The 26357-nt window shown below is 65.2% G+C and carries 24 protein-coding genes and 1 tRNA gene; 11 read left to right on the top strand and 14 right to left on the bottom strand.

The genetic code is table 11. The features are described from left to right. The first annotated feature begins 5 nt into the window (after positions 1 to 5). Together DLM85_RS13380 and DLM85_RS13375 are read left to right on the top strand one after the other, a co-directional pair. The gene (locus DLM85_RS13380; RefSeq protein WP_111478622.1) at positions 6 to 698 is read left to right on the top strand and encodes an acetyltransferase; all 693 of its coding nucleotides are present in this window, start codon (positions 6 to 8) and stop codon (positions 696 to 698) included. Positions 699 to 789: 91 nt separating this feature from the next. Continuing rightward, a complete protein-coding gene (locus DLM85_RS13375) occupies positions 790 to 1929 on the top strand; it encodes an aminotransferase class I/II-fold pyridoxal phosphate-dependent enzyme (protein WP_111478621.1) in 1140 nt (379 codons plus the stop codon). Between the two features lie 107 nt (positions 1930 to 2036). Here DLM85_RS13375 and DLM85_RS13370 read toward each other — a convergent pair whose 3' ends face one another. The 5 genes from DLM85_RS13370 to atpD all read right to left on the bottom strand — a co-directional run bounded on the left by DLM85_RS13370 (position 2037) and on the right by atpD (position 6786). After that, positions 2037 to 2429 carry an SdpI family protein gene (locus DLM85_RS13370; RefSeq protein ID WP_111478620.1) on the bottom strand — a complete coding sequence of 131 codons (393 nt, stop codon included), beginning with the start codon at positions 2427 to 2429 and terminating at the stop codon, positions 2037 to 2039. Positions 2430 to 2468: 39 nt separating this feature from the next. Then, complete coding sequence (locus DLM85_RS13365; protein WP_111478619.1) at positions 2469 to 3596, bottom strand: trans-sulfuration enzyme family protein; 1128 nt, start codon at positions 3594 to 3596, stop codon at positions 2469 to 2471. 126 nt (positions 3597 to 3722) lie between these two features. Next, the gene (locus DLM85_RS13360; RefSeq protein ID WP_243635955.1) at positions 3723 to 4817 is read right to left on the bottom strand and encodes an AI-2E family transporter; all 1095 of its coding nucleotides are present in this window, start codon (positions 4815 to 4817) and stop codon (positions 3723 to 3725) included. Between the two features lie 124 nt (positions 4818 to 4941). Continuing rightward, on the bottom strand, positions 4942 to 5187 hold the full coding sequence (atpC, locus tag DLM85_RS13355) for an ATP synthase F1 subunit epsilon (RefSeq protein WP_111478618.1): 246 nt from the start codon (positions 5185 to 5187) through the stop codon (positions 4942 to 4944). A gap of 93 nt (positions 5188 to 5280) precedes the next feature. Continuing rightward, on the bottom strand, positions 5281 to 6786 hold the full coding sequence (atpD, locus tag DLM85_RS13350; RefSeq protein WP_111478617.1) for a F0F1 ATP synthase subunit beta: 1506 nt from the start codon (positions 6784 to 6786) through the stop codon (positions 5281 to 5283). A gap of 255 nt (positions 6787 to 7041) precedes the next feature. Here atpD and DLM85_RS13345 point away from each other — a divergent pair. From DLM85_RS13345 to pth, 5 genes are all read left to right on the top strand, one after another. Continuing rightward, positions 7042 to 7117, top strand: a tRNA-Gln gene (locus tag DLM85_RS13345). A 188-nt stretch (positions 7118 to 7305) separates the two neighbouring features. Next, entirely contained in the window at positions 7306 to 8235 is a 930-nt protein-coding gene (locus DLM85_RS13340) for a ribose-phosphate pyrophosphokinase (protein ID WP_111478616.1), read from the top strand. A 37-nt stretch (positions 8236 to 8272) separates the two neighbouring features. Further along, complete coding sequence (locus tag DLM85_RS13335; RefSeq protein ID WP_111478615.1) at positions 8273 to 8641, top strand: hypothetical protein; 369 nt, start codon at positions 8273 to 8275, stop codon at positions 8639 to 8641. Further along, positions 8638 to 9210 (top strand): 50S ribosomal protein L25/general stress protein Ctc, encoded by a 573-nt coding sequence (locus DLM85_RS13330; protein ID WP_111478614.1) that lies wholly within the window; start codon positions 8638 to 8640, stop codon positions 9208 to 9210. The genes DLM85_RS13335 and DLM85_RS13330 overlap by 4 nt, the downstream gene beginning before the upstream one ends. Before the next feature lie 222 nt (positions 9211 to 9432). After that, complete coding sequence (pth, locus tag DLM85_RS13325; protein WP_111478613.1) at positions 9433 to 9999, top strand: aminoacyl-tRNA hydrolase; 567 nt, start codon at positions 9433 to 9435, stop codon at positions 9997 to 9999. A gap of 209 nt (positions 10000 to 10208) precedes the next feature. Here the strand turns inward: pth and metG are convergent, their stop codons facing one another. Then, complete coding sequence (gene metG, locus DLM85_RS13320) at positions 10209 to 12254, bottom strand: methionine--tRNA ligase (protein ID WP_111478612.1); 2046 nt, start codon at positions 12252 to 12254, stop codon at positions 10209 to 10211. A 217-nt stretch (positions 12255 to 12471) separates the two neighbouring features. On the opposite strand from metG, the gene DLM85_RS13315 reads away from it, so the two are divergent. Next, positions 12472 to 13158, top strand: coding sequence for a hypothetical protein (locus DLM85_RS13315; RefSeq protein ID WP_111478611.1), 687 nt, complete (start codon positions 12472 to 12474; stop codon positions 13156 to 13158). A gap of 87 nt (positions 13159 to 13245) precedes the next feature. On the opposite strand, the gene DLM85_RS13310 is transcribed toward DLM85_RS13315, so the two are convergent. Together DLM85_RS13310 and DLM85_RS13305 are read right to left on the bottom strand one after the other, a co-directional pair. Further along, positions 13246 to 13605, bottom strand: a complete 360-nt coding sequence (locus DLM85_RS13310) for a hypothetical protein (RefSeq protein ID WP_111478610.1) — start codon at positions 13603 to 13605, stop codon at positions 13246 to 13248. Between the two features lie 75 nt (positions 13606 to 13680). Next, on the bottom strand, positions 13681 to 14466 hold the full coding sequence (locus DLM85_RS13305; protein WP_111478609.1) for a DUF3050 domain-containing protein: 786 nt from the start codon (positions 14464 to 14466) through the stop codon (positions 13681 to 13683). 832 nt (positions 14467 to 15298) lie between these two features. Between DLM85_RS13305 and DLM85_RS13300 the strand changes: the two genes are divergently transcribed. Further along, on the top strand, positions 15299 to 16300 hold the full coding sequence (locus DLM85_RS13300; protein ID WP_111478608.1) for a hypothetical protein: 1002 nt from the start codon (positions 15299 to 15301) through the stop codon (positions 16298 to 16300). Between the two features lie 209 nt (positions 16301 to 16509). Here the strand turns inward: DLM85_RS13300 and DLM85_RS13295 are convergent, their stop codons facing one another. The 4 genes from DLM85_RS13295 to msrB all read right to left on the bottom strand — a co-directional run bounded on the left by DLM85_RS13295 (position 16510) and on the right by msrB (position 21810). Further along, positions 16510 to 18171, bottom strand: coding sequence for a tail fiber domain-containing protein (locus DLM85_RS13295; protein ID WP_111478607.1), 1662 nt, complete (start codon positions 18169 to 18171; stop codon positions 16510 to 16512). 120 nt (positions 18172 to 18291) lie between these two features. Continuing rightward, positions 18292 to 18924, bottom strand: a complete 633-nt coding sequence (locus DLM85_RS13290) for a response regulator transcription factor (RefSeq protein WP_111478606.1) — start codon at positions 18922 to 18924, stop codon at positions 18292 to 18294. 319 nt (positions 18925 to 19243) lie between these two features. After that, positions 19244 to 21070: a tetratricopeptide repeat-containing sensor histidine kinase gene (locus DLM85_RS13285; RefSeq protein WP_111478605.1), complete on the bottom strand. Its 1827-nt coding sequence runs from the start codon at positions 21068 to 21070 to the stop codon at positions 19244 to 19246. 167 nt (positions 21071 to 21237) lie between these two features. Continuing rightward, positions 21238 to 21810, bottom strand: a complete 573-nt coding sequence (gene msrB, locus DLM85_RS13280) for a peptide-methionine (R)-S-oxide reductase MsrB (protein ID WP_111478604.1) — start codon at positions 21808 to 21810, stop codon at positions 21238 to 21240. 184 nt (positions 21811 to 21994) lie between these two features. On the opposite strand from msrB, the gene typA reads away from it, so the two are divergent. Beyond that, positions 21995 to 23803 (top strand): translational GTPase TypA, encoded by a 1809-nt coding sequence (typA, locus tag DLM85_RS13275; RefSeq protein ID WP_111478603.1) that lies wholly within the window; start codon positions 21995 to 21997, stop codon positions 23801 to 23803. A gap of 732 nt (positions 23804 to 24535) precedes the next feature. Then, positions 24536 to 24904 carry a T9SS type A sorting domain-containing protein gene (locus DLM85_RS25485; RefSeq protein WP_165822135.1) on the top strand — a complete coding sequence of 123 codons (369 nt, stop codon included), beginning with the start codon at positions 24536 to 24538 and terminating at the stop codon, positions 24902 to 24904. A gap of 41 nt (positions 24905 to 24945) precedes the next feature. Here the strand turns inward: DLM85_RS25485 and DLM85_RS13265 are convergent, their stop codons facing one another. Together DLM85_RS13265 and DLM85_RS13260 are read right to left on the bottom strand one after the other, a co-directional pair. Next, positions 24946 to 25914 carry a hypothetical protein gene (locus DLM85_RS13265; protein ID WP_133257048.1) on the bottom strand — a complete coding sequence of 323 codons (969 nt, stop codon included), beginning with the start codon at positions 25912 to 25914 and terminating at the stop codon, positions 24946 to 24948. A 35-nt stretch (positions 25915 to 25949) separates the two neighbouring features. Beyond that, positions 25950 to 26225 (bottom strand): acylphosphatase, encoded by a 276-nt coding sequence (locus tag DLM85_RS13260; RefSeq protein ID WP_111479102.1) that lies wholly within the window; start codon positions 26223 to 26225, stop codon positions 25950 to 25952. Between the last annotated feature and the right edge of the window lie 132 nt (positions 26226 to 26357).

The following is a 26357-nucleotide window of genomic DNA, read 5'->3' as shown; positions in this document are numbered from 1 at the left end:
TCTCCATGACCCAACTTTTCTTCTCCGAGTACGACGACGCTGAGTTCCCCGGCGTGCGGCCCCTGGTTATCGTGGGGGCCGGCGGGCTGGGCCGCGAGGTGCTGATGCTGGTGCGCCAGCTCAACGAAGTGGAGCTGCGCTGGAACGTGCTCGGCTTCTACGACGACCAGCGCCCGCCCCACGACCGGGTGCACGAGCTGTCTTGGCTGGGCACCATCGACGCGCTGAACGCCCACCCCGAGCCGGTGTTCGTGGCCGTAGCCATCGGCAACAGCCGGCAACGCGCCGCCGTGGTGGCCCGCCTCAGCGGTGCGCAGCTGCATTTCGCCACTTTGGTCCATCCCTCGGTGCTGCTGCGGCCCTACCAGTTCGTGCAGCTCGGCGCGGGCTGCATCGTCACGCAGGGCTGCATCTTCACCTGCGACATCCGCCTGGGCCGCCACGTGCTGCTGAACCTGGGCTGCACCATCGGCCACGACGCGGTGCTGGAGGATTTCTGCTCCCTGATGCCCCACGCCAACGTCGGCGGCGAGGCCTACCTGGAAACCGAAGCCTACCTGGGCACCAACGCCACCGTCATCAACCAGGTGCGCGTGGGCGCCCGCTGCATCGTGGGCGCCGGCGCCGTGGCCGTGCGCGACCTGCCCGCCGACTGCACCGCCGTGGGCGTACCCGCCCAGGTAATCAAATATCATTAGCGCCTGGTAAGTGGTGCTTGGGTCGTTCTGACGCAAGCCCGGCCTGAGCCCCAGGCACTAACAACCAAGCACTACGCACCAAGCACCCATAATGCACAGCGACGACCACGACCGACTCTACCTCTCCCCGCCTCACCTCGGCCGCCACGAGCTGAATTACCTGCACAAGGCCATTGAAGACAACTGGGTGGCGCCGGTGGGTCCCAACCTCGACGGCTTCGAGCGCGACCTGTGCCAGTACACCGGCGCCAAATACGCCGTGGCCCTGTCCTCGGGCACGGCGGCCATTCACCTGGGCCTGCTGCTGCTCGGCGTCGGGCCCGGCGACGAGGTTATCGTACCCTCGTTCACCTTCGTGGCCACCGCCAACCCGGTGCGCTACGTAGGCGCCGAGCCGGTTTTCGTCGACTCGGAAGCCAGCACCTGGAACCTCTGCCCCGAGCGTCTGCGCGAAGCCCTCGACGAGCGGCGCCGCCTGGGCAAGCAGGTCAAGGCCATCATCGTGGTGCATCTCTACGGCATGCCGGCCCGGCTGACGGAAATTCTGGCCGTGGCCGCTGAATACGGCGTGCCGGTGCTCGAAGACGCGGCCGAAGCCCTCGGGGCGCGCTACCACGGCCGGCCCCTGGGCGCGTTCGGGGCGCTGAGCGTGCTGTCGTTCAACGGCAACAAAATCATCACCACCAGCGGCGGCGGCGCCCTGCTCACCGACAACGGCGACTGGGCCCGGCAGGCCCGCTTTCTGGCCACCCAGGCCCGCGACGCAGCCCCGTACTACCAGCACTCGGTGCAGGGCTACAACTACCGCCTGAGCAACCTGCTGGCTGGCATCGGCCGCGGGCAGATGGAGCTCATCGAGGACCGCGTGAAGCGCCGCCGCGAGATTTATGCCCAGTACTGCGAGCTGCTCCAGCCGCTGGAAGCCGTGCAGGTCGGGCCCGCTGAGCCGGCGGACACGCGCGCCAACCGCTGGCTTACCACCCTGCTGCTGCGTCCCACGTACACCGAGCGTACGCCCGAAGACCTGCGCCTGCACCTGGAAACGCGCAACATCGAGTCGCGCCCGCTCTGGAAGCCGCTGCACCTGCAGCCGCTCTTCGCCGCCGTGCCCATGTACGGCGGCCCCCTCAGCGCCGACCTTTTTGCCCGCGGCCTCTGCCTGCCTTCCGGCTCCGCCATGACCGATGCCGACGTGCGGCGGGTGGTGCAGGCGCTGCGCGAAATGCTGTAACCTGGCCTAAAAGCTGGCCTAAGCAGCTTATAAAGTTCAATCACCAGTATAAAAATCCCCGCGGGTAGTACAAAAGCACCGACACGGAGTATAAAACCTACCCTCGCCTAAGGCCCTGATTGCGCGTTTGTTTCTGCGCCGCGCAGCTGCCCAGCATCGTCAAAAAGCTGGTTCAGGCGGCGCTCCGTGCGCACCGCCCCCACCACCAGGCCCAGCACCCAGCAGGCCAGCACGACCTGCAGGGCGCGGACGCCGTCGACCAGAAAATAGACGGCAACGGCCAGCACCGGCAGCCCCAGGCTCAGTCGCCAGAAGTAGCGGGCAAAGTAAGTGTTGGCCTCGTGCCAGGCAGCGGGCGTGCGCATAGAGCGCGCCGTGCGGTAGCCGTACAGCCAGTTGATTTGCCTGGGCGGGCGGTATTTGGTTACCCAGCTTATCAGCAGCGCGAGGCCGCACACGACTATCAGGGCAATACCGGTGGCTACGCTTTCCTTGTCCATCAGCGGCAAAATTGACGTGGCAATTACGCTTCCGGCAAGTTAGCTTTCCAGCGCCTGCCGCAGGTCCGCCAGCAGCTCTTCCACCGGCTCGATGCCCACCGACAGCCGCACCAGCCCGGTGGTAATGCCCAAATCCTGCTGCTGCTCCGCGGTCAGCGCCCGGTGCGAAGTGCCCAGCGGGTACGACAGCGACGAATCGACGCCCGCCAGGGAAGGCGCGAAGGGGAACCGCTCGGTGCGGCGCATGAAGTTGCTGACCACTTCCCGGTCGTCGGCCAGCTTGCAGGAGAGCATGCCGCCAAACAGCCCACCGCCCTGCTCGGCCGCTAGTGCGTGCTGGGCGTGTGTAGGCAGACCGGGGTAATACACCTCCCGCACGGCGGGGTGCGCGGCCAGCATGGTGGCCACGGCCAGGGCGTTGTGGCTGTGTTCCCGCATGCGCAGGCGCAGCGTCTTGAGGCCGCGCACGGCCAGCCAGCTTTCCATCGGGCTCAGCGTGAGGCCGTACAGCACCCCGATTTGCTTGAGCCGGGCCGCCACTTCGGCGTCGGCGGCCACGGTTACGCCGGCCGTTACGTCGCTGTGGCCGGCAATGTACTTGGTCACGCTGTGCAGGCTGATGTCGGCGCCGAGCTGCAGGGGCCGGGTCAGCATGGGCGAGGCGAAGGTGTTGTCGACCACCAGCTTCAGGCCCAGCGCGTGGCAGTGCGCGGCGAGACGGCCGAGGTCGGCCACGCGCAGCAGCGGGTTGCTCATGGTTTCGGCCAGCAGCAGGCGGGTAGTGGGCCGGCATAGCGGCGCCAGCTCGTAGAGCTGCTCGAAGGGCACGTAGGTTACCGCAATGCCCATGCGGCTCAGCTCGGTGTTGAGCAGGGCCGCCGAGCCGCCGTAGATGTCGGCCGCGCACAGCACATGGTCGCCGGCCTGGCAGTAGGCCAGAATAGCGGCGAAGATGGTGGCCATGCCCGAGGAGGTAGCCACGGCGCCCGCGCCGCCTTCCAGCTGATTCACGGCGTCGGCCAGCTCGTCGGAGTTGGGGTTGCCGTTGCGCGAGTAGAGGTAGCGGCTGCTGGTGTCGGCGAAGTACGCATCCAGCTCGTTCAGGTCCTCAAACTTGAAAACCGAGCTTTGGTAGATGGGCGTGATTTTGGGGTTGATAAAGGTCATCGGGGCGGGAAGTTGACGGGCAAAGGCACCGGGCCGGCGCGGCGCGTTGCATCGGCGCCTGTCGTGCCGCAAGCTACGGCCGGCGCCGCGCTTTTCCGGCCTCGCCTTCCGCCGCTGGCCCGGCGCTTACCCACTACTGACCGGGGCGCCGCTGCCGTCCGGCGGCGTCTGGTGCTTCTTTTTCTGCGCCGCCCGGTTTTCGCGCCGAAACACCTCCATCAGCACCAGGAAATACGACACCAGCAGCGGCCCCACCACCAGCCCGATGATGCCGAAGATTTCCACCCCGAGCACCAGCCCCACCAGCGTCACCAGCGGGTGAATGTTGCCCATGCGCTTGGCCAGCAGAATGCGCAGCAGGTTGTCGACGTTGATGATGACGATGACGCCCACCAGCAGAATGCCAATGGCCGCGCCCTTGTGCCCCTGCGAAAACTGGTACAGCGCCGCCGGCCCCCACACCAGCGGGGTGCCCAGCACCGGCAAAAACGCCATAAAAAACGCCACCACGCCCCAAAACAGCGGGTCGGGGACCTGAAAAAGCCACAAGGTCAGGCCCGTCAGGATGCCCTGCACCAGGGCCACCAGCGCCTGGCCCAGCACGTTGGCGTTGACGTTGTTCTTGAGCGAATCACCCAGCTCGTTCATCGTTTCGCTGCGGAACGGCAGGTAGCGCCGCAGCCCGATCAGGAAGTACGTTTCCTGCATAAACAGGTAGTACATCGTGAAAAGCATCAGGCCCACCACCACCAGCACGTTCAGGGCGCTGCTGGCCAGCGTGGTCAGCCAGCGGCTCACCACGCTGGTGCCCTGCTGCAGCAGCTGGCGCACGTTCTGCTGCTCGGTTATCTTGATGCCGGTGGCCTGCTCCAGCTTGTGCAGCACCTGCAGAATCTGGTCGGGGTTGCGCACGAAGGCCACCAGCCGGTTGACGAGCAGGGAGCTGAGCGCGTAAAACGGAATGACGAGCACGACCACCGTCAGCACCAGGATGCCGATGGTCACCAGCCGGCGGTTCCAGCGGCGCCGGTGCACCAGCGCCACCCAGATGGGCCGGAACACCACGAACAGAATGCCCGCCGCCAGAAACGCCGTGAGGTACTGCGCCAGCCCGAACACCATCAGCCCGGCCAGCCCGAGGATGGACGCAACCAGCAGCACGTGCCGCTGCCGGGGCGTGTAGATGTTTTCGATGGCGTTGAGCGGGTCGATGGGCGGCATGACAGGGGCGGTTATCCGCCGCAACAATACGACAACGGCGCTGCTTGCTGCGCTTGGGCACAAAAAAAGCCGCTCCTGCGGTGGCAGGAGCGGCTTTTTTCGCTTTGGGCTACGACGGGCCGACCTAAGCCAGCACCGACTCGGCCAGTACCGTCACGTTGTTGCGCAGCACTTCCACCACGCCGCCGCTCACCTGGAACGACTCGCGGCCGGTGGCGCTGGTCACGCGCAGCTCGCCGGCCTGCAGGGCGGCAATCATCGGCGCGTGGTTGTTGAGCACTTCAAACTGGCCGGCAGCGCCCGGAAACACGGCCGAGGAAACTTCCCCCTCGAACACCTTCCGGTCCGGCGTGATGATTTCTAAACGCATGTCAGTTGTCAGTTTTTAGTTGTCAGTTGTCAGTGCCAATCCGATTTTGCATTCGAACTGACAACCGACAACTGTCAACTGTCAACTAAAAAATTAGCGGGCCTCCGCCATCAGACGCTCACCCTTGGCTACGGCATCCTCGATGGTGCCCACCAGGTTGAACGCGGCTTCCGGCAGGTGGTCGTACAGACCGTCAATGATGCCGTTGAAGCCTTTGATGGTGTCCTTGATGTCCACCAGTACGCCTTTCAGGCCGGTGAACTGCTCGGCCACGTGGAAGGGCTGCGACAGGAAGCGCTGCACGCGACGGGCGCGCGACACCACCAGCTTGTCCTCTTCCGAGAGTTCGTCCATCCCCAGGATGGCGATGATGTCCTGCAGTTCCTTGTAGCGCTGCAGAATCTCCTTCACGCGCTGGGCCGTGTTGTAGTGCTCGTCGCCGATGATGCTGGCGTCGAGGATACGCGAGGTCGAGTCGAGCGGGTCAACGGCCGGGTAGATGCCCAGCTCGGCGATTTTACGCGACAGTACCGTGGTGGCGTCCAAGTGAGCGAAGGTCGTCGCCGGAGCCGGGTCAGTCAAGTCATCGGCCGGCACGTACACGGCCTGCACCGAGGTGATGGAGCCGCGCTTGGTGGAGGTGATACGCTCCTGCATGGCGCCCATTTCGGTGGCCAGCGTGGGCTGGTAACCTACGGCCGACGGCATGCGGCCCAGCAGAGCCGATACTTCCGAACCGGCCTGGGTGAAGCGGAAGATGTTGTCGACGAAGAACAGGATGTCGCGGCCGGCACCGGTGCCGTCGCCGTCGCGGAAGTTCTCGGCTACCGTCAGACCCGACAGGGCCACGCGGGCGCGGGCTCCGGGAGGCTCGTTCATCTGGCCGAACACGAAGGTGGCTTTCGACTCCTTCATGCCTTCCAGGTTCACCGCGTCGAGGTTCCACTCGCCTTTTTCCATGCCGTGCATGAACTCTTCGCCGTACTGTACGATGCCGGCTTCGATCATTTCACGCAGCAGGTCATTGCCTTCGCGGGTACGCTCGCCCACGCCGGCAAACACCGACAGACCCGAGTAGGCCTTGGCGATGTTGTTGATCAGCTCCTGAATCAGTACGGTCTTGCCTACGCCGGCACCACCGAACAGACCGATTTTACCGCCTTTCGCGTAGGGCTCGATCAGGTCGATAACCTTGATACCGGTGAACAGTACCTCGGTGCTGGTGGAGAGGTCCTCGAAGCGCGGAGCGGCGCGGTGAATCGGCAGCGAGCCAACGCCCGAAGGCTGGGGCAGGCCGTCGATGGCCTGGCCGACCACGTTGAACAGACGGCCGAGCACGCCGTCGCCGGTCGGCATCTGGATCGGGGTGCCCAGGTCGGTAACCACGGCGCCGCGGGTCAGGCCGTCGGTCGAGTCCATGGCAATGGTGCGGACGCGGTCTTCGCCCAGGTGTTGCTGGCATTCGAGGACTACGCGCGTGCCGTTGTCCTTGATGACTTCGAGGGCGTCGAGAATGTTGGGAAGCTTGGTGCCTTCACCCGCGAAGCTCACGTCCACGACGGGGCCGATAACCTGGGTGATTTTGCCGGTATTCGCCATTGCAGTTCTTTATATGGGAGAATGAGAGCAGTTTCAGGCCGCAAAAGTACGGACCAATCAGCGCCCGAACAAACGGCCCCGCCGCCGAAAAAGTGCAGAAACTTTTCTCGCTGACACTCACCGGAAAAAGGCCCGTTTGGAGCGTCCTGAGGGGGTTTCGTGGAAATTTTTTTTCGGCGGAAATTTGGAGGCAGCAAAAACCTACCTACATTTGCAAACCCAAACGGCACAACCACTGGTAACCGAGCGGGAAATTGTCCGATGGTGTAACTGGCAACACGCTTGATTTTGATTCAAGAAAGTCCAGGTTCGAGCCCTGGTCGGACAACCAAAAAGGCGCTGGCCCCCTCTTCGGAGCGGAGTCGGCGCCTTTTGCTTTTTCCGGTTTCGGCGGGTCGGCCCACGCGCTAGCGGTGGTCCGGGGCCCGAGTGGCCTGCGAACCAAGCCTCTAGCGCGTGCATCCCCTACCTTGCGGCTGCCGGCTTCTTGCTTCGCTCACTCAGTCCCCCTTTCTCATCATGTCCTCGCAGGTCAAAATCTTCTCCGGTACCACGTCGCGCGACGTGGCCGAAAAAATTGCCGCCGCCTACGGCCAGCCCCTCGGCGACCTTACCATCCAGCGCTTCGCCGACTCCGAAATCGGCCCGAGCTTCAACGAGAGCGTGCGTGGCTGCGAGGTGTTTCTGATCCAGAGCACCTTCCCGCCGGCCGACAACCTGATGGAGCTGATGCTGATGGTGGACGCGGCCAAGCGCGCCTCGGCCAAGCACGTGACGGTGGTGATGCCCTACTTCGGCTACGCCCGGCAGGACCGCAAGGACAAGCCCCGCGTGAGCATCGGGGCCAAGGTGGTGGCCGAGTTCATCCAGAGCGTGGGCACCGACCGCCTGATGACCTGCGACCTGCACGCCGGCCAGATTCAGGGCTTCTTCGACATTCCGGTGGACCACCTCGACGGCTCGACCATCACGGCGCCCTACATCCGCTCGCTCAACCTCGACAACCTCATCTTCGCCTCGCCCGACGTGGGCGGCGTGGTGCGCACCCGGGCCTTCGCCAAGAAGTTCGGGGCCGAAATCGTGGTCTGCGACAAAATGCGCCTGCGGGCCAACGAAATTGCCTCCATGCAGGTCATCGGCGACGTGACGGGCATGAACGTGGTCCTGGTCGACGACATCGTGGACACGGCCGGCACCATCTGCAAGGCCGCCGACCTGCTGCTGGAGCGCGGCGCGGCCTCGGTGCGCGCCGTCATCACCCACCCCGTGCTCAGCGGCCCCGCCCACGAGCGAATCCGCAACTCGGCGCTGGAAGAATTGATTACGACCGACACCATTCCGCTGCGCGAGGAAAACGCGAAGATCAAGGTGATTTCCGTGGCCGACCTCTTCGCCCGCGCCATCCATAACGTGGTGTCGCACGAGTCGATCAGCTCGCTCTTTATATAGAGTTAGCGTAGCTATTGTCCCTCCATCGGGCCCCGGCATGACTGAACCGTACATCGTGTTAGCCATTGCCGGGGTCCTGTTTTTGGCGTTATGCGTCGGGCTGAACTGGGTGTTTGCCGCTCGTTCGTTCGGGCAGGGCTTCTTGCGGCTGCTCCTGTCTTTGATTGGCCTTGGCGTTGCCCTTTTCCTACTTCTGGCGCTGCTGATGATACTCTCGTTGGGCGGGCCCGATACGCCTGCCGACGAGGAGCGCCGCCGGGGTGGTGGAGGTGCTTTGTTTGGGCTGCTTTTTAATCCCGATTTCTCCGCGTACCTTTGCGGCCCCTTCGGCCTTACCAGCCGGGTGGAACGATTTCATTTCAAGGTCTTTACCAGAGGCCACACTTTTTCAAACACCAGTTTATGAAAAGCCTGGAGATTGTAGGGTTTAAAAGAGCGAATCTCGGCAAGAAGGAAGCCAAGCGCCTGCGCCTGGAGTCGTATGTACCGTGCGTGATGTACGGTGGCAGCGAGCAAATTCACTTCTACGTGCCCGCCATCCTGTTCCGCGAGCTGCTGTACACCCCGGAGGTGCACATCGTGGACCTGAACGTGGAGGGCGACACCTACCGCGCCATCGTGCAAGACGCGCAGTTCCACCCCGTGAACGAGATGCTGCTGCACGTGGACTTCCTGCAGCTGCAGGAGGGCAAAGAGGTGAAAATGGACATTCCGATTCAGTTCGTGGGCGTTTCGCCGGGCGTACTGGCCGGTGGCAAACTGGTGTCGAAACTGCGCAAGCTGAAGGTGCAGGCGCTGCCCGAGAACCTGCCTGACTACGTGAAGGTGGACATCTCGGACCTGGGCCTGGGCAAGTCGATCAAAGTAAGCAAGGTGGAAACCACCGACTACAAGATCCTGACCAACCAGCTGGCTCCCATTGCTACGGTTGCCATCCCGCGTGCCCTCAAAGGCCAGATGCAAGCCGAGAAATAAGGACTACGGATTCGACGGATTTTTCGGATTCCACGGATTCTGTGAACGATTCGATTTTCCGAACGATTCCCACGTCAGAAAAAGCCGCTCTGTCCGCAGAGCGGCTTTTTTCGTGCTTGTTTGAATAATTTTACCATCCTAAACCAGACGGATGGGCGACGTTGCCTGAGGAATCGGCCACGAAATCCGTGGAATCCGAAAAATCCGTCGAATCCGTGGTCTATGAAGTTTCTGATCCTCTGCCTGGGCAACATCGGGCCGGAGTACGCTGATACGCGGCACAACGTGGGCTTTATGGTGGGCGACTACCTGGCCCGCAAGTTTGAGGCGGCGCCCTGGGCGCTGGGCCGGCATGCTTTCACCACCGAAATCAAGCACAAGGGCAAAACCTTCGTGCTGGTGAAGCCCACCACCTACATGAACCTGAGCGGCAAGGCCGCCGCGCACTGGCTCAGCACCCTGAAGCTGGAAAAGGAGCAGCTGCTGGTGGTAACCGACGATTTGGCCCTGCCCTTCGGCAAGCTGCGGCTGAAAGGGAAAGGCTCGGCCGGCGGGCAAAACGGCCTGAAGCACATCCAGGAAACGCTGGGCAGCGACGAGTACGCCCGCCTGCGCTTCGGCATCGACTCCAGCTTCTCGAAGGGCCGGCAGGTGGATTACGTGCTCAGCCCCTTCTCGGCCGACGAGCTGATTGACCTGCCGCTGCGCCTGGAAAAAGCCGCCGACGCCGTGCTGGCCTTCGGCACGCTGGGCATCGAGCGGGCCATGAACGTGGTGAACGTGAAGTAAGCCGGCTCACCCCGCATTGCGAGCGAAGCGCAGCCGTCGTTCCTCTGGCGGCACGACGGCCCCATTTGCAGTAACCGAAAACGACACCGCCCGAAACCCTGCATCTGAGGTTTCGGGCGGTGTCGTTTTTAGTTGGGAAGTATTCGGTCGGCGTCACATTGTCTAGGACCTATTGCTTCGCTTGCAACAACGGCGGGCCGAATCTTCCTCTACGCGACGAACGAACCGGGGCGTACGGGCTGGCCGGGCTGCATCAGGCTGAGCTTGCCGTCGGCGTTTTCGGCCAGCAGCAGCATGCCCTGGCTTTCGATGCCCTTGATTTCGCGCGGGGCAAGGTTCAGCAGCACCAGCGCCTGCTGGCCTACAAGCTGCTCGGGCGTGAAGTGCTCGGCAATGCCCGACACGATGGTACGCTTGTCGAGGCCGGTATCCACGGTGAGTTTCAGGAGCTTTTTGGTCTTGGCTACTTTCTCGGCCGCGAGGATGGTGCCGATGCGCAGGTCCATGCGGCCGAAGTCCTCGAACGACACGTTGTCCTTGGCGGCCAGCACGGGCGCGTTGGCCAGCTGGTTGGCCAGCTTGGTGTCGAGCAGCTTCTGCACCTGAGCTTCCACCGTCTGGTCCTCGATTTTGTCGAAGAGCAGGAAGGCCTCGCCGAGCTGGTGGCCGGCGGGCAGGGCGCCCGCGTGGCCGGCGGCCGTCCAGGCGGTTTTCTCCACGCTCAGCATCCGGCCCAGGTTGGCGGAGGCGGCGGGCAGGAAGGGCTCCATCAAGGTGACGAGGCTGGCGGCCAGCTGCAGGGCCACGTGCAAGACCGTGCCGGTGCGGGCCTCGTCGGTTTTGATGAGCTTCCAGGGCTCCATGTCGGCCAGGTACTTGTTGCCCAGGCGCGTGAGGTTCATCAGCTCGTTGAGCGCGTCGCGGAAGCGGTAATTCTCGATCAGGTCCCCGACGCGCTGCGGAAACTCAGCCAGCTGGGCGTAAACGTCCTGGTCGGCGGCGGTCAGCTCGGCGGCGGCAGGTACCTGGCCCCCGAAGAACTTGTGGGTCAGCACCACGGCGCGGTTGACGAAGTTGCCGAGGTTGGCGACCAGCTCGTTGTTATTCCGCGCCTGGAAGTCCTTCCAGGTGAAGTCGTTGTCCTTGGTTTCGGGGGCGTTGGCGCAGAGCACGTAGCGCAGCACGTCGGCCTTGCCGGGGAAGTCCTGCAGGTACTCGTGCAGCCACACGGCCCAGTTGCGGGAGGTCGAAATCTTGTCGCCTTCCAGGTTCAGGAATTCGTTGGCGGGCACGTTGTCGGGCAGGATAAAGTCGCCGTGGGCCTTGAGCATCGCGGGGAAGATGATGCAGTGGAACACGATGTTGTCCTTGCCGATGAAGTGCAGCAGCTTGGTGCCCGGGTCCTGCCAGTACTTCTGCCACTCGCCGTCGGGCAAGAGGTCCTTGGTGGCCGAGATGTAGCCGATGGGCGCATCGAACCATACGTAGAGCACCTTGCCGTCGGCGCCCTCGACGGGCACCGGCACGCCCCAGTCCAGGTCGCGGGTCACGGCGCGGGGGTGCAGCCCCTGGTCGATCCAGGATTTGCACTGGCCGTAGACGTTGGTTTTCCAGTCCTGCTTGTGGCCTTCCACAATCCACTCGCGCAGCCAGGGCTCGTACTGGTCGAGCGGAAGGTACCAGTGCTTGGTTTCGCGCAGCACCGGCTGGTTGCCCGAAAGCATGGAGCGCGGCGAAATCAGGTCGGTGGGGCTCAGGGAAGAGCCGCACCGCTCACACTGGTCGCCGTAGGCGTTTTCGTTGCCGCAGGTGGGGCAGGTGCCCACGATGTAGCGGTCGGCCAGGAATTGCTGGGCTTCCTCGTCGTAGTACTGCTGCGACACCTGCTCGGTGAACTGCCCGGCCTCGTACAGCTTGCGAAAGAAGTCGGAGGCCGTCTGGCGGTGCGTTTCGTTGGAAGTGCGCGAGTAGATGTCGAACGACACGCCGAAGTCCCGGAACGAGTCGCGGATGATGGCGTGGTACTTATCAACCACCTGCTGCGGGGTGACGCCTTCCTTCTGGGCGCGGATGGTGATGGGCACGCCGTGCTCGTCGGAGCCGCAGATAAACTTCACGTCGCGGCCCTGGGCGCGCTGGTAGCGCACGTAGATATCGGCGGGCAGGTACACGCCGGCCAAGTGGCCGATGTGGACCGGGCCGTTGGCGTAGGGCAGCGCCGCCGTGACGGTATAACGTTGGGGAACAGTTTGCATCGGGAGAGGAAAACAGCGCGGGCCGCCGCGGGGTTGGGTTGGCAGCCGGGCAAATTCAAATTTGAAAGCGCAAAGAAAGGACGATTGGGCTACAGTTGCGGCGTTCAGCGCGTTAGGAGCGGCGGCCGAAGTGCAAAAAACTTAACATAACGAATTGATAACAATTACCTTGATTTGCGCGTCCAAGTACCCACACCGAGCTAACCCCCGTCCTCCCATGGCCGCCCCTACCCTCTCCGACTCATCCCTTGCTCAATCCGGCGCCGACGCCGCGCCGCTGCAGAAAGACAAGAAAGCCCTCCGCAAAGTGGAGCGCAAGGCCGCCAAAGCCGAAGAAAAAGCCCTGGAAAAGGCTGCCAAGGCCGAGCGCAAAGCCACCAAAGCCCAGGAAAAAGCCGCTTCGCTCTCCGCCCATTCCAGCATCGACCTGCCGGCCTTCGTGGCCCCTGCGGCATCGAAAAAGGAACAGAAAAAGCAGGCCAAAGCCGCCGCCAAGCAGGCGCAGAAGGAACTCAACAAGCGGGTGAAGGAGCTCAGCAAGCGCATCCGCCAGGAAACCAAGGCGCAGATCCAGGAAGTGGTGGCGGCGGCCTCGCTGCGGCTGGAGCAGGAAACCCAGCAGCTGTTTGAGCAGGTGCTGAACGGCGCGGCCCCGGCTGCGCCGGGTGCCCAGCCCGCCCCCACCTCCGCGGCTGCCCCGGCCGCCGAGACGCCCGCCCCGCGCCCGGTACGCCGCCCGGCCCCGCGCCGCACGCCGGCCGCCGCGCCGGTAGCCGCCAAACCCGCCGCGCCAGCCCGCACCAACCGCTCGCGCGCCACCACTGCCCGCCCGGCCGCCAAGCGCCCCGCCGCGCCCGGCCCCAACGGCACCAGCGACACCGCCCCGGCCGTCAACGACATCTAAGCCGCCCCGGCTGGCACCACGAAGCCGCCCCGGCCGCCCCGCACTGCGGGGCCGGCCGGGGCGGCTTCGGCGTTTGGGGGGCCGGGCCTAGGGCCGGCGGTTCAGCAGCGTATCGGTGGTGGTGATGTTAGGGTTGCCCTGGATGCGGCGCATGCGCGTTTCCTGGGAGGTGTTGTTCGGGTCGTTGGTGTTGATGGTTTCGATGCGCTGCCGCCCCCCGGAAGCGGCGGCTTGCTCGCGCACCTGCGGCACGCGGTAGGGCGTAGCGTCGGGCACGGAGCCCCCTGCCCCCACGCCCCGGTTGTAGGCGGCCTGCCGGTCGGCATCGGTGCGGATTTCGGTGGGCGCGCGGTCGGTTTCGACGGCGCTGTCGGAGGCGGTGCAGGCGCCCAGGGCCAGGGCCAGCAGGCCGGCCGCGGCCAGGGGCAGATATCGGGGGGTAGTCATCAGCGGCTAAGCGGCCCGGCCTTAGTGCCCGGCGGCTCTTCTGCTCAACGCAAGCGCGGCGCCGAAGTTGGGGCGCTACGCCCCGGCCGGCACGGGCAGGGCCCCGCGGATGCCGTCCCAGAGCGCCACGCGGGCCTGCATGCAGCGGGCGGCCACGTCGGCGGCCTGCTGCCACTTGTGGGCGTCGTCCTGGCACAGCTTGCGCACCATCTGCTGGGCCAGCGGGGCGTGGGCTTCCTCGTCCAGCTCGATGTGGCGGTCGAGGTAGTAGGTAAAGGTGTCGAGCTGGCCGGGGAAACGCTGGCGCAGGTCGCCGACGAGGTGGCGGAACATGTCGGGAATCACGTCTTCGCGGCCAAAGGTGAAAGCGGCGGCCACGGCGTGGGGCTGGCCGCCGCCCACCACGTCGAAGGTCTGGCGCACGAAGGTGCGCACGCTGGCCGGGGCGTCGGCGGCCTCCAGGGCAGCCTCCAGGTCCTGGCCCTGGGCCAGCGCGTCGAGCAGGCGCTGCACGGGGGCTACGTCGGCGCCGCACTCCTGCATGGCGCGCAGGTACAGCTCGAAGTGGCTGGTGGGACGGCCTTCGGGGTCGACGTCGGTTTCTTCTTCCAGCACGATTTCGTTGATGAGGCGGCGGGTGCGGGGCGAGCCTTTGGGCACCCAGGGCAGGGTCACGCAGGTCAGCTCGCGCTGCAGGGCTTTGAGCAGGGACATAAAATCCCACACGGCAAACACGTGGTGCTGCATGAACACGCGCAGGTCGTCGAGCGTGTGCAAGGACTGGTACACGCTGTGGTCGACGAGCTGTTGGCGGGCCGGGGCCAGGCGGGCCTGCAGGGCGGCAATGGGGTCTTGGGGCATGCGAAAAAGGCGGCGGGTGATGCTGAAGTAACAGCCGAAGCCACAAAGATGCTTTGGCCTGGCCGCATAAACGACACCGGGCCGGGCCGTGGATTGCGCGCCGAACGGGCGGCAGCCGGCGCGGCCGGGCCGCGGCCGGCCGCAAGCCCGGCCCGGATGCGGGAGCCGGCGCGGCCGGCGGTCCGGCGAACGGGTGGCCGCTGTTGCCGGGCAACCGCCTCGGGCGGCGCCCCTGTCACCGCTGCCACCGGGGCCACGGCGGCGAACCACTAAAATCATTACTATAAACAGCCGGCATTATTAACAATTGGTATTGCATTACTCGATTTCATTATAAATATTGCCATCGTCTACTGCACTATATAGTCCGGCCGGGCTGCAGACCGGCACCAGCTGTAGGGTTTACGTCGGACGTTGTTACCTGCCCCTATCCGCTTACCCTCGCCCCGCACACCGGGCGGGCACTTACCTCTCTTTTCTGATGCTCTTGCCACTCCGTCGCGGCGGTTGCGGGTAGCTTCTGTGTCTTGCCGCCATTGACGGCAGCAGGGTCGGACGCTCCGGTAATCTTGCCGCGAACGGCGGCAGCTTCTCCTACAGCTTATTCTATGCTTCCGCCATTGGCGGCAAGGCCTACTACAGGGTAGGACACGCTGCCGCTATTCGCGGCGACAGGGAATACGCGCTAGTAGGCGCTGCCGCGAACGGTGGCCAGGTCTACTAGCGTGTAGGATAAGCCGCCGCCATTTGCGGCACGGCTTCCGCCGTCGGGCACAGTAAAAAGTGAGGCCATTTATCTCACCTTTTTTCAACCCTTCACTTCTACTGCGCCATGCGCGAACTGTTTGCCACTTTCGACGAAGACTACTTCGACGACCGTAACATTACCTCCGAACGGCTGCTCAAATTCGGCCGGACCGTAGAGCAGAACCTCAACGGCGACAACCCAGACGAGCAATTCACGCCTCTCATCAGCCTGCTGCGGCCGCTGCGCAAAAACCTGGAGGCTGACCACCAGCGCACCGACCAGGGTCTCACGCAGCGCGGCGGTTCGGTGGAGCTGCGCGACGCCAAGCTGGCCTTGCTCGGCGACTACATGAAGCAGGACCAGAAGCTCATCGAGTACCGCGCCACCAAGCACCCTGAGCTAACCAGTGTGATGCTGCCCAACGGCCTGAAGGAATACCGCGACGCCAACCTGAAAAACGCTGACACTTTGTTCAACCGCGTTATTAAGGGCGGTACCGACTTTCAGAAGGAGCTGACCGAGGAGTTCGAGGTGCAGCGCTACCGCACCCTGTACGAAGAATTCGACGCGGCCCGGACCAACGCGAGCAGCAAGCAGCAGGCCGTGGACCAGGGCCGCACCGGCGTGCAGAACGTGCGCAAGCAATACACCCTGGCCCTCACGCTCTGCGTGAAAACGGTGGCCCTGGCCTTTCCCACCGACCCCAAACGCTGCCAGAGCTACTTTCCCCAGGAGATGCTGCGCCGCCCCGTGCGCAGTACCAACGGGCAGGAAGGCCGGCTGCCCGCATCCGGCACCGTTTCGGCCCTGCCCGACGGCCTCGACCCGGCTTACGACCCGGCCGGCACCGTGCTGGTGCTCGAAAACCCCGGCCCCGAGCCCTTCCGGGCCTGCCTGAGCGTGCTGCCCGGCGAAGTGTGCCCGCCCGCGGCCGCCCTGCTCGGCCCCGGCGAGCGGCACGAATTGCCCTACGACCCCGCCCTGGGCATCCGCTACCTGAACCTGACCAACCAAAGCCCCCGCGAAGGCCGCTACCGCCTCACCGTGCGCGTGGGCGCGGCGGCCGCGGCCCGGCGCCGCCGGTAGGCCGCAGGTTAGCATGGCTGAAGACCACCCCGGACGGTGCAGAGACGCATAATTGCGGCTCCTCCTGGACCGATGGCGCCCGGCCGGCCCGCTGCGGGGGCGCAACGTTGCGTGTGTGCAGCGGGCCGGCCGGGCCGGCCCGTAACCACCAGCGCCAGCCGGATTCGGCTGGCGCTGGTGCGGTGGCGCTCCGGGACGAAGGAGGGCGGCTATTTCCGGGCCTGGGCACCCTCGCTCAGCAGGCGAGCCACCTGGGCCTGCAAGGTGAGCAGGGCGGCGTGGTCGGCATCGGCCTGGGCGGCGCGGCTTTGCAGCGCGGCGTTCTGACGGCGCAGCTCGGCCAGCTCGGCGGTCGTAGCGCGGGGTGCGGGCGCGCCGGCCTGCAGCAGTTGCTGCTGGCGGGCGTTGGCGGCTTCCAGCAGTAGCACGCGGCGGTACAGGGCCTGGATGGCAATAAGGTTCACCCCGTCGAAGTCGGCCTGGTTGATGCTGGTCGGGTTGCCGCTGCGCCCGACGCCGTCGTGGCCGAAGGCGGCGTAGAAGTCCTGGGCCATGGGGCCGTAGTGGCGCATGGTGTCGGGGCTCTGGCCGCGGTAGTTCCAGGAGCCCAGGCGCAGGCCGTTGATGCGCGCCAGGAACAGGTTGCCATCGGCCAGCACCACGCGCTCCTTCTTGGTGGAGTCGGAAATAATGGACCAGGCGTTGCTGCCCGCGTCGAGCTTCACCCCCACGGCCGTGCCCTGGCTGGCGGTGGTGGCGGCGGTGGTAAACAGGCGGTAGCCCCCGGCAAAGCGGGCCGAGAACTGGTTGTAGCTAGTACTGACCAGGGAGTCCTGCTGCCGGTTCGGGTCGTTGTTTTGTACCGGCGAGTAATCGGCCAGCACGAAGCAGCCGTAGTAGCCGCCGGTGCGGGCGTAATAGCCCAGGGCGTAGCAGCTGCCCTGGGACGAGCGGGCCTGGCTGCTGTAGCCAAAGGCCAGCGACGGGACGTAGAGAAAGGTGGAGGTTTGCACCTTGCTCTGGTAGCCGCCCACCAGGCCGTGGTAGCCCCGGTAGGCGTTTTCGCGGCCCATCATCACCCCCCAGTAGCCCTGCACGACTTCGTTGTCGTAGCCCATAGCGAAGGTGCCTTCGCCGGCCCGGATGCGGTTGTTGTAGCCGAAGGCGACGCTGTAGTCGCTGCCAGCCTGGTTGTCGAGGCCGAAGGCCACGGAGTAGCTACCCACGTTGGGGTAGTCCCAGCGGGTGCCCGTGACGCCGCCGGCCCGGAAGGCGCTGTAGTACGAAAGCCACATCAGCCGCTCGCCGGCCCCGGATACGTTCAGCGGGTTGGTCTTGCCCCGGAACCGGCGGGAGGTCAGCATAAAGTCCTGATCGAGGTCGGGCAGGCGTACGCCCTGGCCGGTGGTGGAGTCGGGGCTGGTGCGAGCCGCGCCCAGGGTGAGCAGGCCGGCGGGGCTGAGGTCGAGGCCGCTGCGGATAGCGCGGGCGGTGGTACCGTCCACCAGCTTGTTGCCGTTCAGGTTGAGGTTGGTTGTGGCCACATGGTCGCCCAGATTGTCGCCGGTACTGCCCCCGCCGCTGAGGGCGGTCCAGCCAGCAGCGGCTTCGTAGTACCAGAAGCCGGGCTGGGTGCCGTCGGTCTGGTACACCAGCAGGCCCACGGGCACGGGGGCGGCAATGCCGGTGCGCTGGGCCTGGGTCAGGCGCGGCACCAATACCCCCTTGTCGGTGCTGACGATATCGAGGGCGGCCTTGGCATTAGGCGTAGCGGTGCCCACGCCTACGCTCTGGGCGCGGGTGGCCGCGGCAAACGCCAGCAGCCCCAGCAGCAGAAACAGGTGACGCAGTGGAGAAGAACGGTGGTGCATGGCAGGTGTGTTGGCAGATCAGTGGGCCCCGGCGGCCAGTCAGCCGCGTGGCGTAGCCCCAAAGGTCCGTCCTTCCGTCCACCCGTGTTGTCGCATGTTGATGCGACAACACCAGCCCGGCTAGCTTCCCGCCGGCCCCCGGTGGCGGGCCAGCAGCTCGGCCTTGGAATTGACCTGCAGCTTGTCGTAGATGCGGCGAATGAAGGTGCGCACCGTGTTGATGCTGATGCCGAGCCGCTCGGCCACCAGCCGGTAGCTCAGCCCCTCCTCAATGGCCTGCACCAGCTGCAGCTCGCGGGCCGTGAGCACCTCGGCCGGGGCCGGCAGGGGCTGAAAGTGGCGCACGATGTGCCGCGCAATGGCCGGCGACATGGGCGAGCCGCCGTCCAGCACTTCCAGCAGGCCCGCTTTCACGTCGCGCAGCATGGTGCTCTTGAGCAGGTAGCCCACGGCCCCGGCGCACAGGGCCTGCAACAGTCGCTCCGGCTCGGCAAACACGGTAATGAGTACCACCTCCGCCTTGGGCAGCACCCGCCGGATGCGCGTCACGCCCTCGATGCCCGTCAGGCCCGGCAGGCCGATATCGGACAGCACCAGCCGGGGTGGCCGGGCGGCCGTGGGCAGCAGGTCCAGAAACTCCTCCACCGAGCCGGCCACCAGCACGCACTCGAACTCGGGCTGGGCGCACAGGTACGTCACGTAGGACTGACGAATCGACGGATCATCCTCGATGATGGCAAGAGCAGTAGACATGGCACGAAGGTACCGGGCGGCAGGGCGCCGCCATAGCGCATGATGATGCGACAAGAATGCGGAGCGGGTAGCGCCTGGCAAAGTCCCGCCGCCCGGAGCAACTCGCGCATCCAGCGCGGACCAAAGCCTTTTTGCTCACCCGGCACTGCCGCCCCCAATAACCGGCCGACGTCTGCTACCGCGGCTGCCTGGCCCTGCCCATTGGGCGTTGGTGGCGCTTTTCCGTTGGTGCCAAAACCATCTATCCGCTCTTCGCTTGGAGCGGCGGTGCAGGGCACGAGCCAGGTCCTTCTTTCGTCAGGCTAACGGGCTTATTGCCCTAGCCCGGCACCTGCACCCGCACGCCGAAGCCGCCGCCGGGCTCGGGGCCGGTGGCGGCGGTGCCGCCCAGGGCAGCGGCCCGCTCGCGCATGTTGCGCAGGCCGTGGCCCGAGCCGCGCGTCACCGTCGCCGGCGGCCCGCTGTTGACCACGGCCAGCTGTACCCCGTCGGGGGTGCGGTGCAGGGCCACGGTCACGGTGGCGTCGAGCGGGGCGTACTTCAGGATGTTGTGCAGGGCTTCCTTGTAGATCAGGTAGAGCCCGCGCCGCGCCGGGGCCGACAGCTCGGGGCTGGCGCCGGGAGCCTCGTCGGCCAGGAAGCGCACGTCGCGGCCGGTGGGCACCAGCACCTCGTGGGCGTAGTCGCGCAGGCGGTCGAGCAGGTTGGGCACCGAGTCGTTCTGCGCGTCGAGGCTCCACACCACGTCGTTGAGCTGGCGCACGGCCAGGCGGCTGTTGTCGGCCACCTCGGCCAGCTGGGTTTGCCGCAGCTCGGGGGCGCCCAGGCCTTCCTGCATCAGGTCGGTTTGCAGGGCAATACGCGAAAGCAGCCCGCCCACGTCGTCGTGCAAGTCGGCGGCCAGCTGGCGGCGCAGGGCGGCCTCACGGCGCTGCTGGCGGCGGCGGTAGGCCCAGAAGGCCCCGCCGGCCAGCAGCAGCAGCCCCGCCCCCAGCCCGCCCAGCAGCAGGCGGCTGCGCACGGTGCGCTGCTGCTGCTCCAGCTCCGCGATGCGGCGCTGCTGCTCCAGCTGCCGGACGCGGGTGCGCTGCTCGGCCACGGCAAAGCGGGCCTGGGCCGAGGCCACGGCCGCCAAGCTGGCCTGTCGCAGCAGCGTATCGCGCAATACCGTGTAGGTGCGCAGAGTGTCGTAGGCCCCGGGCAGGCGCAGCGCAGCCATCAGCTGAGCCTTGATATTCAACGCCTTGCTCAGCACCTCCAGCTCCCCTACCTGGCGCATCAGGTCCGTGGCCTGCTCGGTGCGGGCCAGCGCCAGCGGCAGGCGGCCCTGCGCCCGGGCCAGCTCGGCCAAGTGCAGCCAGGCCTCGCTCTGGACCTGCAAATCGGGGTGGGTGCGGCTCACCCGCAGCACGTGCTGCCAGTTGGCCGCAGCCGAATCGGGCCGGCCCAGCAGCTGCTGCACAGTGCCGAGCAACAGTCGCAAGTGCGTGCCCAGCGGCGAATCGGGCCGATTCAGCAGCCGCAGGCCCTGGATGGCCAGCCGCCGGGCCCGCAGCAGGTCCTCTGGTTTGGGCGGCCCAGCCTCTTCGCTGTCGGGCAGGTAGGAGTTGGCCAGGTTATGAAGCACCAGCAGCTCGCCGCGCACGTTGCGGGGCCGGCAGGCCGCGTAGGCTTTCCGGGCTTGCTCGTAGTAGCGCCGCGACTGCGCGATATCCTCCAGATCCGAGGCCACGTTGCCCAGCCCCAGGTAGGCGTGCCCCACGTACAGCTGGTCGGCGGGGCGCCGCGCCGCCCGCAATTCTGCTTCGAAGGTGCGCTGCGCGCCCGGCAAATCCGACTGATAATAGTACGCGGCGCCCAGGTTGTTCAGCGCCCGCACCAAGCCCCAGCGGAAGCCCGTGCGCCGGGCCAGGGCGGCGGCCCGGGCGGCGTAGGTGCGCGCACTGTCCAGATCGGTCTGCAGGTAGGTCTTGCTGATGGTGAACAGCAGCTTGACGCGGGTGGTATCGGGCAGGGCCGGGCGGCGCAGCCAGGCCTGCTGCGAGTCGAGGCGCAACGGTGCAGCCGGCATACGGCCGGCGTCGTCGGACTGCGCCAGCAAAGTCGCCGGCCACAGCCCAAACCCGGTAAGCAGCAGGTAGCGCATCGGCAGCTGGGTGAAATACAGACCGACAAGGTCGCTACAAAAGCCGAATTCCTAGCTCGGGAAACATGGCGCCGTTGGGTACAGCCGCGCTCCTGCAAGCAGCCGCCCCGCCCGGAAAACGCGGGATTTTCCGGGCGGGGCGGCTGCTTGCAGGAGCGCTCAGGCGGTTACTTGCTTTTCTCGAACACCAGTGCGTTGCCGTCCATGCAGTAGCGCAGGCCGGTGGGCTTGGGGCCGTCGTTGAACACGTGGCCAAGGTGGCCGCCGCACTTGGCGCACAGGATTTCGTCGCGGCTCATGCCCAGCGAGTTGTCGCCGGTCACTTTCACGCTCTGGTTGGTGGCCGGCGCCCAGAAGCTCGGCCAGCCCGTGCCCGACTCAAACTTCTCGGTGCTGTAGAACAGCAGGTTGTGGTCGGCGGCGCAGTAGTAGCGGCCCGACTCGTGGTTGTCGTGGTACTTGCCGGTGAAGGGCCGCTCGGTGCCCTGCTGGCGCAGGATGTAGTACTGATCGGGCGTGAGCTGGGCTTTCCACTGCGCATCGGTTTTGCGAATGGGAAACTCGTCGGGCTTGCCGGTCACGGGCTGGGCCTTGGGATAATCTTTGGTGGCGGCCGTCTGGCCGGTGACTTTGGCGTTGGGCGGGTTGGGGCCGGTGGGTTCGGCCGTTTTCCGGTTCTGCGAGCAGGCCGGCAAGGTGGTCAGGCACAGCAGGCTAAGGAGCAGGGAGGCGGTTTTCATAAGCGGAGGTCGGCGGGGATAAAGCCCGGGGAAAAACAGCGGGCCAGCAGCAGAACGCAAGGGCTTTTCGATTTGTTCGGCTAACCTACGAGGCTAAGCCCCAGTACGGTTTGCCCTGAAACATTAAGGGTAACAAGCATTTGCGCAAAACATTCCGTACCTTTGCACCCGCAAAACCGCTCTCATGCAGAACATCCGCAACATCGCCATTATCGCTCACGTTGACCACGGCAAGACTACGCTCGTGGACAAGATCATCCACGCCTCGAAGCTCTTCTCGGAGCACCAGCACTTCGACGACCTGATCCTGGACAACAACGACCTGGAGCGGGAACGTGGCATTACCATCGTCTCGAAGAACGTATCGGTTCGCTACAAAGACGTTAAAATCAACATCATCGACACCCCGGGTCACGCCGACTTCGGCGGCGAGGTGGAGCGCGTGCTGAAGATGGCCGACGGCGTGCTGCTGCTCGTCGACGCCTTCGAAGGCGCCATGCCCCAGACCCGTTTCGTGCTCGGCAAAGCCATCGACCTGGGTTTGAAGCCCATCGTGGTGGTGAATAAAGTCGACAAGGAAAACTGCCGCCCCGACGAGGTGCACGAGCAGGTATTCGACCTGATGTTCAACCTCGGCGCCACCGAAGACCAGCTGGACTTCGTGACCCTGTACGGCTCCTCGAAGCAGGGCTGGATGAGCACCGACTGGAAACAGAAGACCGAGGACATCACCCCGCTGCTCGACGCCGTTATTGCCTCCATCCCGCCGGCGCCGTTCTACGAAGGCACCCCGCAGATGCAGGTAACCTCGCTGGACTACTCGGCCTTCGTGGGCCGGATTGCCATCGGGCGCGTACAGCGCGGCACCCTCACCGAAGGCACCAACATGAGCCTGATGAAGGCCGATGGCACCATCAAGAAGGTGAAGATCAAGGAGCTGCAGGTATTCGAAGGCCTCGGCAAAGCCAAGGTTTCGTCGGTATCGGCCGGTGAAATCTGCGCCGTGACCGGTATCGAAGGCTTCGACATCGGCGACACCCTCGCCGACGCCGACAACCCGGAGGCGCTGACCCGCATCAGCATCGACGAGCCGACGATGAACATGCTGTTCACCATCAATAACTCGCCGTTCTTCGGCAAGGAAGGCAAGTTTGTGACCTCGCGCCACCTGCGCGACCGTCTGTACAAGGAAACCGAGAAAAACCTGGCCCTGCGCGTGCAGGAAACCGACCGCGAAGACACCTTCCTGGTGTATGGCCGCGGTATCCTTCACTTGTCGGTACTCATCGAGACGATGCGCCGCGAAGGCTACGAGCTGCAGGTAGGCCAGCCGCAGGTGCTCTACAAGGAGGACGAAAACGGCGACCGTCTGGAGCCCATCGAGCACCTCGTGGTGGACGTGCCGGAGGAAACCGCCGGTAAGGTTATCGAGCTGGTGACCATGCGCAAGGGCGAGTTGACCATCATGGAGCCCAAGGGCGACCTGCAGCACCTGGAGTTCAACATCCCGTCGCGCGGCCTGATCGGCCTGCGCAACAACGTGCTGACCGCCACCGCCGGTGAGGCCATCATGAACCACCGCTTCCAGGATTATGAGCCCTACAAAGGCACCATCCCCGGCCGCATCAGCGGTTCGCTCATCTCGATGGAAAGCGGCCCCGGCACGGCTTACACCATCGACAAGATGCAGGACCGCGGCGAGTTCTTCGTGGACCCGGGCGAGGAAGTGTACGGCGGCCAGGTTATCGGCGAGCATACCCGCCCGAACGATTTGACCATCAACATCCAGAAGGGCAAGAAGCTCACGAACATGCGCGCCTCGGGCTCGGATGAAAACGTGAAGATTCAGCCCAAGCGCCAGTTCTCGCTGGAAGACGCCATGGAATACATCCAGAAGGACGAGTACCTGGAAGTGACGCCCAAGTCGATCCGGATGCGCAAAATCCTGCTGGACGAAAACGAGCGTCTGCGCTCGGCCAAGAAGGCCGACTAATTCTTCGTTGGTTGTTTGTTATTCGCAGGAAACGGCGCGGCTTCGGTCGCGCCGTTTTCATTTCCGGCCGGTTCCAGCTTGTACGGTTGGCAGTTGCGGATGCATTACCATTGCCTCGGGCGGTTGCTTTTGCTGTTGGAAAACAGCGTATTTGCTTACGCGCGGCTTTTAGCCAGCGGTTGAGGGCCCGGCCCGCGCGCAGTTCTATTATTCACGTCCAAGTCAGTTTGTATGCGTCGTTTTTACCCTTCTGCGAGCTTGTTGCTCCCCCTGTGCCTGCTGGCGGTTTCGGCCACTGCTCAGACCTCTACGCCGGTCCTGGCGGGCCAGACGGCCGGGCTGCAGCACGTGGTTCTTTCGCCGGCCCTTGACATTCATCGCCCATCCGGCTCACCAAACGACCGGGACTCACTGGATGTGGATCAGGATGGCCGGACGGACCTGGTATTTGAGGCTTCGTATTCAGTTGGAACGCGGTATAGCACTAGCACTACTAGAGTTTATTTAAGCCACATGGACGTTGAAATAATTAGTGAAATCTATCCATCCGCTTTCGGAGCAGGCCAGCCACTGGTAGAGGCTACTTTTCAGCCTGGGTATGGTGTAAATAGATTCTGGAGTAATCGGACTCAGGCCAGCACCACCTTAACTGCACATACGGGAGGATTTGGGCCTCATGCTACTCCTTTTGCCACCTACACACCTCCAAACACGAAATACCTTGCCCTACGGATGCGGGCCGGCAACGCGTGGCGCTACGGCTGGGTGCGCCTCACGATGCTCGATCTATTTTCGTCTCATTTCCAGGTAGACGCCTACGCCTTGCAGGCTGTACCCTTGGCCGCCCTGCCGGCCCAGCAGGCGGCGGCCTGGCAGGTGTACCCGGTGCCGGCCGGCGAGCAGCTCACCATTCAGCCCCCCGCGGGCGGCGCAGCCCGCGCCACCCTGCTCGACAACCTTGGCCGGGCGGTGGCGGCGCCCGTGGAGCTGGCCGGCGGCCGGCCTGCCCAGCTGCCGCTCAGCGGCCTGCCGGCGGGCCTCTACCTGCTGCGCGTCGAGACGCCGCAGGGCAGCTTCACCCGCCGCGTGCAGAAGCAATGAGCCGCCCAGCGTCGGGTGTGGGCAGCTTAGCACAGCCGGGCTTACCTACCGAAGCCCGTTACGCCCAGTTGGTGGCGCAGGGTGCTGTCGGCGGGCTGGTGGCGCTGCCAGTAGTCGGAGCGCAGGGTGTGGGTGCGCACGGCGCGGGTGGTTAGCACTTTTTTGCTACCCAGCGTCTGGCCGCTGAGCTGCATCTGGCCGTCGTAGCTGTCTTCCCAACCGGCAATGAGGTAGGGAAACGCGGCCTCAAACACGATGCGCAGCGTGCGGCCGCCGGCGGCGTAGCGCAGGGTATAAGCCCGCAGCGCGCCGCCGGGCTGGCTGGACTGAAAATCGGGGCCGGAATAGGCGGCTAACGTGGCCGTGGCCGTTTCGGGGCGCAGCGGGCGGTGGCGCAGGCGGCTGGCCACGGTGCCCGGAATCAGCTGGATTTCGCCCTGGGGCAATTGGTCGGGGCCGATGCGCAGGCGCGTCCACAGCTCGTCTTCGAGCAGAGCCGCGGGCAGCTTCACGTCCTGGTCGGCTTCCGGCTGAAAGTAAGAGCGCGCTTCGAGTTGGTAGCCCGTGCCGCGGCGGTTGAGCTGGGTGAAGGTCTGCCCGCACCAGTCCTGCACGGTCGTCACCACCTTGAGCGTGCCCGGGCCGGCCACGGGCGTAAACACCGAGGTGTTGACGGAGTAGTCGTAGAGGCCGGTGGTGAAGCGGCGCAGCTGGTTCATTTTCAGCACCGAAACCGGCTTTTCGCGGGTTGGGGCGCCCTCGTACTTCACTTGCTGGCGGGGCAGAAAGTCTTCCGTCACGAACACCAATACTGCCTCGCCTGGGTGCAGAGCATCGTAGCGGCTCTGGCTGAGGCGGTAGCGGCTCAACTCGGCCTGGCCGGCGTACCAGTAGCGCTGAAACTCGGACGAAGGTGGGGCCACCGCGGGAGCCTGGCCGGCCGGCTCCGTGGGCGCGGTGCAGGCCAGCAGCAGCAGGGAAAACACGGCAGCAGGGGCGCGTAGCAACATGGCACAGCGGGATAATAACGGGCGGAGCGTCCCGCTCAGCGGCGAATTTCGAAACTCGTGAATCCCTGCACTGCGCCCGCCTGGGCCTCTACCCTATCCACCCGGGCCTGCGGCGGGCCGTGCCGGCACCAGCTTTCCAGCGCCGCCAGGGCCTCGGCCGGCCCTTCGGCTTCGATGGTGACGGTGGCGTCGGCATTGTTTTGGGCGTAGCCGTGCAGGCCGAGGCGCTCGGCCTCCTGCTTGGCCGACTGCCGGAAAAACACGCCCTGCACGCGGCCGTGAATGTGGAAAGTGCGGTGTTCGGGGGACATAGCCAGGCGGGATGGGCGCGGCGCGGGGGCAAACGGCCGAATCTGTTCAATTTTAGGCGCAGTTTCCGCTGCTGCCCGTCGGGCCCTGTACGAGGCGCTGGCCCCAATCGTCGGTGCCGGTTGCTGTTTTTC

Origin of the sequence: Hymenobacter edaphi (assembly GCF_003258365.1) — a bacterium.
Lineage (GTDB): Bacteria > Bacteroidota > Bacteroidia > Cytophagales > Hymenobacteraceae > Solirubrum > Solirubrum edaphi.
The sequence above is the reverse complement of the archived record's forward strand: the minus strand, read 5'-3'. Positions and strand labels throughout refer to the sequence as shown.

Excerpts from the sequence above, each read along its gene's own strand:
- DLM85_RS13260 (WP_111479102.1), bottom strand. The coding sequence starts at position 26,225 with ATGTCCCCCGAACACCGCACTTTCCACATTCACGGCCGCGTGCAGGGC.
- DLM85_RS13300 (WP_111478608.1), top strand. The coding sequence starts at position 15,299 with ATGCGCGAACTGTTTGCCACTTTCGACGAAGACTACTTCGACGACCGT.
- DLM85_RS13315 (WP_111478611.1), top strand. The coding sequence starts at position 12,472 with ATGGCCGCCCCTACCCTCTCCGACTCATCCCTTGCTCAATCCGGCGCC.
- DLM85_RS13375 (WP_111478621.1), top strand. The coding sequence starts at position 790 with ATGCACAGCGACGACCACGACCGACTCTACCTCTCCCCGCCTCACCTC.
- DLM85_RS13380 (WP_111478622.1), top strand. The coding sequence starts at position 6 with ATGACCCAACTTTTCTTCTCCGAGTACGACGACGCTGAGTTCCCCGGC.
- DLM85_RS13370 (WP_111478620.1), bottom strand. The coding sequence starts at position 2,429 with ATGGACAAGGAAAGCGTAGCCACCGGTATTGCCCTGATAGTCGTGTGC.
- DLM85_RS13290 (WP_111478606.1), bottom strand. The coding sequence starts at position 18,924 with ATGTCTACTGCTCTTGCCATCATCGAGGATGATCCGTCGATTCGTCAG.
- DLM85_RS13295 (WP_111478607.1), bottom strand. The coding sequence starts at position 18,171 with ATGCACCACCGTTCTTCTCCACTGCGTCACCTGTTTCTGCTGCTGGGG.
- pth (WP_111478613.1), top strand. The coding sequence starts at position 9,433 with ATGAAGTTTCTGATCCTCTGCCTGGGCAACATCGGGCCGGAGTACGCT.
- DLM85_RS13330 (WP_111478614.1), top strand. The coding sequence starts at position 8,638 with ATGAAAAGCCTGGAGATTGTAGGGTTTAAAAGAGCGAATCTCGGCAAG.
- DLM85_RS13305 (WP_111478609.1), bottom strand. The coding sequence starts at position 14,466 with ATGCCCCAAGACCCCATTGCCGCCCTGCAGGCCCGCCTGGCCCCGGCC.
- DLM85_RS13265 (WP_133257048.1), bottom strand. The coding sequence starts at position 25,914 with ATGTTGCTACGCGCCCCTGCTGCCGTGTTTTCCCTGCTGCTGCTGGCC.
- typA (WP_111478603.1), top strand. The coding sequence starts at position 21,995 with ATGCAGAACATCCGCAACATCGCCATTATCGCTCACGTTGACCACGGC.
- atpC (WP_111478618.1), bottom strand. The coding sequence starts at position 5,187 with ATGCGTTTAGAAATCATCACGCCGGACCGGAAGGTGTTCGAGGGGGAA.
- atpD (WP_111478617.1), bottom strand. The coding sequence starts at position 6,786 with ATGGCGAATACCGGCAAAATCACCCAGGTTATCGGCCCCGTCGTGGAC.
- DLM85_RS13340 (WP_111478616.1), top strand. The coding sequence starts at position 7,306 with ATGTCCTCGCAGGTCAAAATCTTCTCCGGTACCACGTCGCGCGACGTG.
- DLM85_RS25485 (WP_165822135.1), top strand. The coding sequence starts at position 24,536 with ATGCGGGCCGGCAACGCGTGGCGCTACGGCTGGGTGCGCCTCACGATG.
- metG (WP_111478612.1), bottom strand. The coding sequence starts at position 12,254 with ATGCAAACTGTTCCCCAACGTTATACCGTCACGGCGGCGCTGCCCTAC.
- DLM85_RS13360 (WP_243635955.1), bottom strand. The coding sequence starts at position 4,817 with ATGCCGCCCATCGACCCGCTCAACGCCATCGAAAACATCTACACGCCC.
- msrB (WP_111478604.1), bottom strand. The coding sequence starts at position 21,810 with ATGAAAACCGCCTCCCTGCTCCTTAGCCTGCTGTGCCTGACCACCTTG.
- DLM85_RS13365 (WP_111478619.1), bottom strand. The coding sequence starts at position 3,596 with ATGACCTTTATCAACCCCAAAATCACGCCCATCTACCAAAGCTCGGTT.
- DLM85_RS13335 (WP_111478615.1), top strand. The coding sequence starts at position 8,273 with ATGACTGAACCGTACATCGTGTTAGCCATTGCCGGGGTCCTGTTTTTG.
- DLM85_RS13310 (WP_111478610.1), bottom strand. The coding sequence starts at position 13,605 with ATGACTACCCCCCGATATCTGCCCCTGGCCGCGGCCGGCCTGCTGGCC.
- DLM85_RS13285 (WP_111478605.1), bottom strand. The coding sequence starts at position 21,070 with ATGCGCTACCTGCTGCTTACCGGGTTTGGGCTGTGGCCGGCGACTTTG.